The organism is Agromyces humi, assembly GCF_009720255.1.
Classification (GTDB): Bacteria; Actinomycetota; Actinomycetes; order Actinomycetales; family Microbacteriaceae; genus Agromyces; species Agromyces humi.
The window spans coordinates 1-9480 of record NZ_WJSP02000121.1; the positions used below are offsets into that span (position 1 = coordinate 1).

At 70.9% G+C, this 9480-nt stretch carries 8 protein-coding genes and 2 pseudogenes; 4 read left to right on the plus strand and 6 right to left on the minus strand.

The genetic code is table 11. From position 1 onward, the window contains the following. The 4 genes from GH736_RS11375 to GH736_RS11390 form a co-directional block, all read right to left on the minus strand. A partial coding sequence (locus GH736_RS11375; RefSeq protein WP_159603293.1) for an SDR family NAD(P)-dependent oxidoreductase occupies window positions 1-133 on the minus strand: 133 nt, incomplete at its 3' end. 55 nt (window positions 134-188) lie between these two features. Then, window positions 189-1364 carry a thiolase family protein gene (locus GH736_RS11380; protein ID WP_159603295.1) on the minus strand — a complete coding sequence of 392 codons (1176 nt, stop codon included), beginning with the start codon at window positions 1362-1364 and terminating at the stop codon, window positions 189-191. 43 nt (window positions 1365-1407) lie between these two features. Continuing rightward, window positions 1408-2943 (minus strand): glyceraldehyde-3-phosphate dehydrogenase, encoded by a 1536-nt coding sequence (locus GH736_RS11385; protein WP_159603297.1) that lies wholly within the window; start codon window positions 2941-2943, stop codon window positions 1408-1410. A 183-nt stretch (window positions 2944-3126) separates the two neighbouring features. After that, window positions 3127-3432 carry a hypothetical protein gene (locus GH736_RS11390; RefSeq protein WP_159603299.1) on the minus strand — a complete coding sequence of 102 codons (306 nt, stop codon included), beginning with the start codon at window positions 3430-3432 and terminating at the stop codon, window positions 3127-3129. A gap of 99 nt (window positions 3433-3531) precedes the next feature. Here GH736_RS11390 and GH736_RS24525 point away from each other — a divergent pair, with 99 nt between their 5' ends. After that, entirely contained in the window at window positions 3532-3696 is a 165-nt protein-coding gene (locus GH736_RS24525) for a hypothetical protein (RefSeq protein ID WP_203230729.1), read from the plus strand. Between the two features lie 126 nt (window positions 3697-3822). On the opposite strand, the gene GH736_RS11395 is transcribed toward GH736_RS24525, so the two are convergent. After that, window positions 3823-6708: a galactosylceramidase gene (locus GH736_RS11395; RefSeq protein ID WP_159603301.1), complete on the minus strand. Its 2886-nt coding sequence runs from the start codon at window positions 6706-6708 to the stop codon at window positions 3823-3825. A 324-nt stretch (window positions 6709-7032) separates the two neighbouring features. Here GH736_RS11395 and hpaH point away from each other — a divergent pair, with 324 nt between their 5' ends. The 3 genes and pseudogenes from hpaH to GH736_RS11410 all read left to right on the plus strand — a co-directional run. Continuing rightward, window positions 7033-7818, plus strand: coding sequence for a 2-oxo-hept-4-ene-1,7-dioate hydratase (gene hpaH, locus GH736_RS11400; protein ID WP_159603303.1), 786 nt, complete (start codon window positions 7033-7035; stop codon window positions 7816-7818). Next, window positions 7803-8633, plus strand: coding sequence for an HpcH/HpaI aldolase family protein (locus tag GH736_RS11405; RefSeq protein WP_159603305.1), 831 nt, complete (start codon window positions 7803-7805; stop codon window positions 8631-8633). Before hpaH ends, GH736_RS11405 begins: the two co-directional genes overlap by 16 nt. A gap of 65 nt (window positions 8634-8698) precedes the next feature. After that, window positions 8699-9355, plus strand: a pseudogene (locus tag GH736_RS11410) (fumarylacetoacetate hydrolase family protein); the annotation flags it as partial. Here the strand turns inward: GH736_RS11410 and GH736_RS25725 are convergent. After that, window positions 9353-9480, minus strand: a pseudogene (locus tag GH736_RS25725) (tRNA-dihydrouridine synthase); the annotation flags it as partial. The pseudogenes GH736_RS11410 and GH736_RS25725 overlap by 3 nt on opposite strands.

Here is a 9480-nt window from a genome sequence, read left to right on the forward strand (position 1 = left end):
CCTCCTCGCCGCGGGGGCCCGGCAGGTCGACGAGCACGACGGATGCGCCGCCCTCGACGAGTGCGCGGGCGGTGGCGCGTCCGAGGCCGGATGCCCCGCCGGTGACGATCGCGGAGGCGCCGTCGAGTTCCATATGGTGTCCTTTCGTGGAGACCTCGGCCAGCGGGCCGGGACTGAGGGGTGGAGCGTCAGATCCGCTCGATGATCGTCGCGTTGGCCATGCCGCCGCCCTCGCACATCGTCTGCAGGCCGAGGCGCCCGCCGGTGGCCTCGAGCTGGTTGACGAGGGTCGTGAGCAGGCGCGTGCCCGACGAGCCGAGGGCATGCCCGAGGGCAATCGCGCCGCCGCGGGGGTTGAGCTTCGCGGCATCCGCCCCGGTCTCGCGGAGCCAGGCGAGCGGCACCGACGCGAACGCCTCGTTGACCTCGTAGGCGTCGATGTCGGCGTGCACCAGTCCGGCGCGCTCGAGCACTCGCTCGGTTGCGGGGATGACGCCGGTGAGCATGTAGAGCGGGTCGCTGCCGACCACCGAGAACGCGCGGAATCTCGCGCGCGGCTCGAGGCCGAGCTGTTCGGCCGCCTCGGCGCTCATGATGAGCGCGGCCGACGCGCCGTCGGTGAGTGGCGACGAGTTGCCCGGCGTGATCCGCCAGTCGAGCTCGGGGAACCGTTCGGCGAGCCGCTCGCTGCGGAAGGCCGGATTGAGGCCCGCGAGCGACTCGACCGTCGTGCCGGGTCGCACCGTCTCGTCGGCGAGCGCGTCCACGCCCGGCACGGGCACGACCTCGGTCGCGAATGCGCCCGACTCCCCCGCCTCGGCCGCGAGCCGGTGCGACCGGGCCGCGAACGCGTCGAGCTCCTCGCGCGAGAACCCCCACTTCGCGGCGATCAGCTCGGCCGAGACGCCCTGGTTCACGAGCCCCTCGGGGTACCGCGTGCGGAGCCGCGAACCGAACGGGTCGGCGCCGGCGGCGCTCGAGCCGAGCGGCACGCGGCTCATCGACTCGACGCCGCACGCGATGACGATGTCGGCCTGGCCGGCGAGCACCGCCTGCGCGGCGAAGGTCGCGGCCTGCTGGCTCGATCCGCACTGGCGGTCGATCGTGGTGCCGGGCACCGTCTCGGGGAAGCCCGCCGCGAGCACGGCGTTGCGGGTGATGTTGGAGCTCTGCTCGCCGATCTGGCTGACGCATCCGCCGATCACGTCGTCGATGAGTGCCGGGTCGAGGTCGTTGCGGGCCACCAGCGCGTCGAGCACGCCGGCGAGCAGGTCGACGGGATGCACGCCCGAGAGGATGCCTCCGGGCTTGCCGCGCCCGACGGGCGTGCGGATGACGTCGACGATGACGGCTTCGGTGCTCATGCGTCCAGCCTAGGACGGTTGCGAGGCGCCCGGCCCGCCGCGCTCAGCGAGCGTCGGCGGCGGAGTCGGCCGAGGCGACGGATGCCACGAGCTCGCGTTCGAGCACCACGGGCTGCCGTTCGGGGAGCACGAGCGGGTGCGTGCCGGCCATCGCCTCGATCACGCGCACCACCTGGCAGGAGTAGCCGTACTCGTTGTCGTACCAGACGTAGAGCACCGCGTCGGTGCCGTCGGCGATCGTGGCGAGCCCGTCGACGATGCCGGCTCGGTTCGATCCGACGAAGTCTGTGGAGACCACTTCGGGCGACTCGATGTAGTCGACCTGCTGGCGCAGCGGCGACGTGAGGGACACCTGTCGGAGGTACCGGTTGAGCTCGGCCTTCGTGGCCGGGCGCTCCAGTTGCAGGTTGAGGATCGCGAGCGAGACGTCGGGCGTGGGCACACGGATCGCGCTCCCGGTGAGCTTCCCGGCGAACCCCGGCAGCGCCTTCGCGACGGCCTTCGCCGCTCCGGTCTCGGTGATGACCATGTTCAGCGCGGCCGAGCGGCCACGGCGATCACCCGAGTGGAAGTTGTCGATGAGATTCTGGTCGTTCGTGAACGAGTGCACGGTCTCGACGTGGCCGCGCACCACCCCGTAGGCGTCGTCGACGGCCCTCAGCACGGGCGTGATGGCGTTCGTGGTGCACGACGCGGCGGACAGGATGCGGTCGGAGGCCGCGATGTCGCCGTGGTTGATGCCGTGCACGATGTTCTTGATGGCGCCCTTGCCGGGAGCGGTGAGCAGCACGCGCGCCACACCGGGCGATCGGAGGTGCTGCGCGAGTCCCTCCTCGTCGCGCCAGCGCCCGGTGTTGTCGACGACGATCGCGTCGTGGATGCCGTAGTCCGTGTAGTCGATCGATCCCGGGTCGTTCGCGTAGATCACCTGGATGAGCGTGCCGTTCGCCAGGATCGTGTTCGCCTGCTCATCGACCTCGATCGTGCCGGCGAACGGGCCGTGCACGGAGTCGCGGCGCAGCAGGCTCGCGCGCTTCACGAGGTCGTTCGCCGAGCCCTTGCGCACGACGATCGCGCGCAGCCGCAGCCCCTGGCCGCCGCCCGTGTGGGCGATGAGGATGCGGGCGAGCAGTCGTCCGATGCGGCCGAAGCCGTAGAGCACGACGTCGGCACCGGATGGCGCGGGCGCGACGTCGGCGGCGGCATCGCCACCGAGCACGGGGGCGAGCTCGGTGCGCAGGAAGTCGGCCAGCGGCATCCGCACGCCCTCGGCACCGGACTCCCGGTGGCGCGAGACGAGGCGTGCGACGTCGACGGATGCCGCACGGGGCCGCAACTCGCGGAGGGCCTCGAGCACGCGCATCGTGTCGACGAGCGAGAGCTCCTCGTCGCCGGCCTGGCGCGCGAAGCGGTGCGCCTTCACGAGCGCGATGGCCGAGCGGTTCATGAGCCGGCGACCGTGGATGGAGGTCACCACCCCGTGGTCGCGGTAGAGGCCGCCGATGAGCGGGATCATCCGCTCGGCGAGCTCTTCTCGGGCGATCCATTCCGCGCGGCGGGCGTCGAACTCGTGGCTCACGGTCTTCCTTCTCCGGCACGCGCGGGTGGGCGACGTCGCCGTGTCATGCTCGGGCCGTGCCTGCCGGTGGGCAGCGTCGACCACGTGTCTTCCGGGGGGATGCCCCGAGTCTACGCGGTGGCGAGCGTGCGGTCCCTGTACACCGTGGCGTGCATAGGCACGCCTGCACGACGCGGCGGCGCGTCAGCCGGCCGGTGCGTCGTCGACGAACCGGATGTCGTAGACCGCGACCCGCTGCGGCACCCCGTCGAACACCGCGGCGCGGGCATCGGACGCCAGGTAGGCCTGCTCGAGCCTGCCGAACTCCTCGCGGTCGCCCTCGACGCTCACGGCCCACACGAACTCGTTGGACTCGCGCACGCCGTAGGCGAACTCGATGGTGAACCCGGCGGGCGGCCGCACGGCGGGCATCGCCCCACGCCACCACTCGACGAACGCGTCGTACTCTCCGTCGACGAGCGTGTACCGGCGCAGCTGGATCGTCTTCACCTGACCCATTCTGCCTGCCCGTTCGCTGGCGCATGGCACAATCTGCGCCGCAACGGAAGCCCTCGACAACAATCCTGCGGATGTGGTCGAGTGATCGGCATGAACATCCTGCTGATCATCGTCGCCATCATCGCCATCATCCTGCTGCTCACCGGCGGGTTCGTGCAGTCCCTGAACTTCCTGCTCTGGGTCGGCATCGTCCTGCTCGTGATCGCCGTGATCGTGTGGCTGGTGCGCATGATGACGGGCAGCCGCCGGGTCTGATCCCGCCGGCCCCGAACGCCCAGCGCCTGGGCGAGACGTGTACGACGTCTCGTTCCAGGCGCTGCTGCGTGTTTGCGCGGCGACACGGGTGCCGGGACGCGCCACGCGCACCCCGGCACCCGTGCGCTATGGCCGCACCAGGAGGCGATCGACGTTGATGTCGGCGCCCGAGGCCTGCTCGTTGCCGTTGCCGGTGGCCACCAGGGACAGCACGTGCTCGCCCGGCGCGAGCGCGGGGCTCGTCCAGATCAGCTGGTTGCCGACACGGACCTTGCCGTAGAAGTCGGCCGTGCCGACCTGCACCCCGTCGATCAGCACCGTGGCGATGCCCTGGTTCGAGGCCCGAAGTCCAAAGAGCTCGACCGACGACCCGGAGAACCGGAAGTCGACGGAGTCACCGGCTACGGCCGTCGAGGTGACCGACGAGTGGTACAGCCCGGTGCGGTTGATGCACCCGGGGCAGCTGAGCCAGCCGCTCCCCCGGTAGTCCAGCCGCCCGCCGCCTGAGCCCTCAGACTGGTCGTCGACCGAGCTCGCGCCACCGCGCGCTTGGACGACCTCGACTCGGTCGAGCCCGACCCACCCGCGATTTCCGGGGTCGTCGGAGATCACCTCGATACGGAGCGTGTGCGGTCCGTCGATCAGCACCGGCGTCCGCCAGACCACCTCTCCGCCCCTGCCCTGCTTCTGGAAGGACAGCGCAACGGGCTCGTTGCCGTCGATGGATGCCGTCGCCGCCCCGCCGCGCGGTCCCGCGATGCCGACGAGCGTCGCCTGCGTGCCGTCGAAGTCGACGGTGAGCGAATCGCCGGCCCGGTTGCTGCCGGTGATCGTGCCGTCGCCCGCGCCGTCGACCTGCGGCACCGTGAACCCGGAGCACCCGTCATGACGGCCGGCGCCGGCCGAGCAGTGCTGCCAGCCGCCGTCGTACCTGATCGCGGTCGCCGCGTCGTCGATCGCGAGGATCGGGTCGAGCGGCTCCACCGCGAGGTCGGCGAACTGGGTCGCCGAGTAGTCGCCGGAGAGGCCGACCATGCCGGAGATCCACGTGGCATCCGTCACCTCGGTGACCTGCCTGCCGTCGATCTCACCGGCGATCCCGTCGTCGTCGAAGGTGAGCGAGAGCTCATGCCAGCCGGCGCCCGAGCCGTCGAGCTTCCCAGTGGCGAGCTCGAGCGACGACCGGCCGCCCGGCACTCCGCGGCTCAGCGACCAGGTCCCATCGGACGCGAGGCTCAGGCCGTAGCCGTTCGGGACCGGCTGCATCGCGTCGTTCGACACCCGTCCGAGCACCTGCGCCGTCCCGCCGTCGGGCACGAACGCCTGGACGGTGGCGCGGTAGTCGCTCCAGTCGAGGTCGCCGAGGATCCCGGCCGGCTTCTTCCAGGCCGCCCACGAGATCGCGGGCTGCATCGAGACCTGCGTCAGGCACGTGCCGTCGCGGCCGCCCTCGCACGCCCGCTCCTCGTAGGCGCCTTCCATCTGCGAGAAGTACCGCGTCTGGCCGCTGGCGCCCCCGTCGGCGAGGCTGTCGCGATAGGGGAAGGGGAATGCGGACTGCGGCTGGCCGACGGCATCGCCGTGCCCCTGGCCCGTCGTGGTCGTGACCGTCACCGCCGAGTTGGCGGGAACCGTCACCGTATAGGTGCCATCGGCGGCCGGCGCGAGGTCGGCCTGCGGCGAGAACCAGTCGTCGGCCGTCGTCTGCCAGACGTGGAGGTCTCCGGATCCCAGGTCGTCGCTGACGGACAGCGTGACGTCGCGGGGCTCGGACGTGCCGATGTTCTCGATGACGGTGCTCCAGTCACCGCCACTCGGCGACTTCAGGGTCACGAAGCTGCCCTGCGTCGGGGAGGAGGCATCGAAGTACCCGGATGCCTCGTCGAGGTACTGCCAGCCCGGCTCGGTGAACTGGGTCGTGTGGGCCACCGCCCAGATCGCCGACTGCACCTGGTAGTCCCCCGACCACGGGGTGTTCGCCCGCATGAGACCGGCGTCGGAGATGCTGAGGCCGTCGTAGTAGGCGGTGAGCAGGTTCCAGATCTCCACGCCCGTGATGCGGCCCTGGATGTAGGCGTGGTTCAGCAGCGAGGGAATCGACTTCGCCGACCCCCCGGCGCCCCATTCGGCCGACCAGGGTCCACCCTCGGAGATCCACAGCGGCTTGCCGAGCGACTGCGCGGTCGCCGAGCTGGGTCCGGTGGAGTAGTGGTTGCCGAGCAGGTCGACGGCGTCGAACAGCTCGGCGTCGTTCGCCATGTCGACGGCGATCGGCCACTCGCCCTTCCTCGCCGCCTCATCGGAGGCGATGATGCGCACGTCCTCGTAGCCGGCGGCGTCGAGGGCGGCGCGGTACTCCTTGACCCACGCCGACTCGTACTCCCGCTCGTTGCGGACCCCCATGTTGTCGATGACCAGGCCGTGGCCCTTCGCGCAGTCGAGCCAGTCGATGAAGTACTCGATGGTGTCATGGGAGAAGTACTCGCCGTCGCCGAGCCACCCCGGAGCGCCCCAGGCCAGGGCGCCGAGCGTGATGTCCGGGTTGCGCTCGACGGCCTCCTGCATGAGCCACCACTCGTAGCCCGCGTCGCAGTTCACCTCATCGCGGACGTGGGCGTGGCTCGACTCCGAGCCGTCGGTCGTGTTGGTGTCACCGCCGATCTCGACCTTCAGCAGCTGCAGTGAGGCTCCATAGCCGGGCGTGAAGAGGTAGTCGAGCACCTCGTCGCGCTCCTGCTCGGGATAGTCGAGGAGCAGTCGTGACGTCGCTCCGCCGCCCGAGATGGCGCCGATGCCATCGAAGATGCGGCCCTCACTCGACCCGTCGACGGTGATCGTCGCCGCGGTCGTCTCCGTCGGCGCCGCCGCGACCTGCCCTGCGGAGTCGCCGGCCTCGGCCGCCGACGCGGCAGAGGCACCCGACAGAGCGAGCCCGGAGATCACCACCGCGCTCACGATCGTGGCCGCGCGTCGCGACCGGCGGGAAGCCGCATCCCCGTCGAACCTGTGCATCCCGGTCCCCGACCGGGTTGATCTTTCGTGTTCCTGCACCCCTCATACCCCTTCGTATCGTGCTGGCGCACCCGTTTCCGGGCGCGCCGAAGCAACGCTTCCTTGCGTGGTGGAAAAAGCTCGAGAGCAGTGCGATCTGCACCGTCAGCTGACGCGTGTCCCCCGAACAGGGGCGATGTTACCGTTCACATCGAAGAAGGGTCAAGCAGATTTCAGCGGCGCGCCACAGCTCGGAAAAGGCTTGCCCGCGGATCCCAGTGTTGGCGCGGATCCGGCCGGATCGTATACGATCGCACCAGCATCCGACGACGAAGTGGAGCGCACGTGCTCGACCCCTTGCAGATCGCGGCGATCGCCGATGAGCTCGCCGACGCCGATCGTGCGCGCAGCACGGTGCCGCTCCTGACCGCCCGCCACCCCGGCATGACCATCGACGACGCCTACGCCGTGCAGCGCGAGTGGGCCGACCGCGGCATCGCCTCGGGCCGCCGGCTCGTCGGGCGCAAGATCGGCCTCACCTCCAAGGTGATGCAGGCCGCCACCGGCATCACCGAGCCCGACTACGGCGTGATCTTCGACGACATGGTCCTCGAGTCCGGGGCATCCGTCGAATTCGACCGCTTCTCGAACGTGCGCATCGAGGTCGAGCTGGCGTTCGTGCTCCGCGACCGGCTCGACGGCCCGCACACGAGCGTGTTCGACGTGCTCGACGCGACGGCCTACGTCGTGCCCGCCCTCGAGATCCTGAACTCCCACATCGCACTCGACGGCCGCACGATCGTCGACACCATCTCCGACAATGCCGCGATGGGCGCCATGGTCATCGGCGGCCGCCCGGTGAAGCCCGACGCCGTCGACCTGCGGTGGGTCTCCGCGCTCCTCTCGCGCAACCAGGTGATCGAGGAGTCGGGGGTCGCGGCCGCGGTGCTCGGCCACCCGGCCATGGGCGTCGCGTGGCTCGCCAACAAGCTGGCGCACCACGACCAGGCGCTCGAGGCCGGCGAGATCATCCTCGCGGGTTCGTTCACTCGCCCGATGTGGGTGCAGCGCGGCGACACGGTGCACGCGGACTACCGCGAGTTGGGAACGGTGACATGCCGGTTCGAATGACCCTGCCGCCCACCCTCGCCGACCGGCTCGCGACATCCGACCGGCCGCTCGTGGGCATGTGGGTGTGCTCGGGCAGTGCGCTGAACGCCGAGATCGCCGCCGGCAGCGGCCTCGACGTCGTGCTCATCGACGCCGAGCACTCCCCCAACGGTCCCGAGTCGATCATCGCCCAGCTGCACGCGGTGGCCGCCTACCCCGTCGTGCCGCTCGTGCGCCCGCCGTTCGGCGACACGGTCGTCATCAAGCAGTACCTCGACCTCGGGGTGCAGAACCTCCTCGTGCCGATGGTGGACTCCGCCGAGCAGGCCACCGAGGTCGTGCGCGCCGTGCGGTACCCGCCCCTCGGCGTTCGCGGCGTGGGCAGCGCGCTGGCCAGGTCGTCGCGGTGGAACCGGGTGCCGGGCTACCTCGCGGATGCCTCGAGCACGATCTCGTTGTTCGTGCAGGTCGAGTCGCAGTCCGCCGTCGAGCACGTCGCCGAGATCGTCGCGGTCGACGGCGTCGACGGGATCCTCGTCGGCCCCGCCGATCTCGCCGCCTCGATGGGGCACCTCGGCGGGCAGGGCCACCCCGAGGTGGTCGACGGGGTGCTGCGGTCGATCCGCGCCGCCGTCGCGGCGGGCAAGCCGTGCGGGGTGAACGCGTTCGATCCGGCCGCAGCCGACCGCTACCTGGCCGCCGGCGCGGCGTTCGTGCTCGTCGGAGCGGATGTCTCGCTGTTGGCGCGCGCCTCGGAGGCGCTCGCGGCACGGTTCATCGCGGACGCGTCGGTCGCGTCGGACGCGTCGACCGACGCGCAGCGCGCGAGCTACTGAGTGGTTCCGCTGCGGACGACCAGCGGATCGTATATTATTTCGGATACCGACAGACGAGGACGTCCATGCGCAGCTCCGGCATCGCCACCCCCGGCAAGATCATCGCCGTACACCTCAACTACCCTTCGCGCGCGGCGCAGCGCGGGCGCACCCCCGAGCAGCCCAGCTACTTCCTGAAGCCCTCGTCGTCGCTGGCGGCATCCGGCGACGTGCTCGAACGTCCCGCCGGGACCGAACTCCTCGCCTTCGAGGGCGAGGTCGCGCTCGTCATCGGCGAGCCCGCGCGGCGCGTCTCCCCCGACGACGGCTGGCGGCACGTCGCGGCCGTCACCGCCGCGAACGACTTCGGCCTCTACGACCTGCGTGCCGCCGACAAGGGCTCGAACGTGCGGTCCAAGGGCGGCGACGGGTTCACGCCGCTCGGCCCCCGGCTTATCGACGCGGCATCCGTCGCGCCCGACTCCCTGCGGGTGCGCACCTGGGTGAACGGCGCCCTCGTCCAGGAGGACACCACCGACACCCTGCTGTTCCCGTTCGGCCGCCTCATCGCCGACCTGTCGCAGCTTCTGACGCTCGAGAGCGGGGACGTCATCCTCACCGGTACACCTGCCGGCTCCTCGGTCGTCGTGCCGGGGGACGTCGTCGAGGTCGAGGTCGACGCGCCCCGCGCCGCCGGTGCGCCAAGCTCGGGACGACTCGTCACGACCATCACCGAGGGCACCGCGCTTCCACGGGAGGGCGGCTCCCCCGCCCTTGCGGGTGACCTTCGGCACGGGGCATCCGAAGTTCAGGTCGATGTGGTCGGCCCGGTCTTCGGCGACGAGCATGGTGACCGCCTCGGCCACGG

Coding starts and splice junctions, on each gene's coding strand:
- GH736_RS11380 (WP_159603295.1), bottom strand. CDS start 1,364: ATGAGCACCGAAGCCGTCATCGTCGACGTCATCCGCACGCCCGTCGGG.
- GH736_RS24525 (WP_203230729.1), top strand. CDS start 3,532: ATGAACATCCTGCTGATCATCGTCGCCATCATCGCCATCATCCTGCTG.
- GH736_RS11395 (WP_159603301.1), bottom strand. CDS start 6,708: ATGCACAGGTTCGACGGGGATGCGGCTTCCCGCCGGTCGCGACGCGCG.
- GH736_RS11405 (WP_159603305.1), top strand. CDS start 7,803: ATGCCGGTTCGAATGACCCTGCCGCCCACCCTCGCCGACCGGCTCGCG.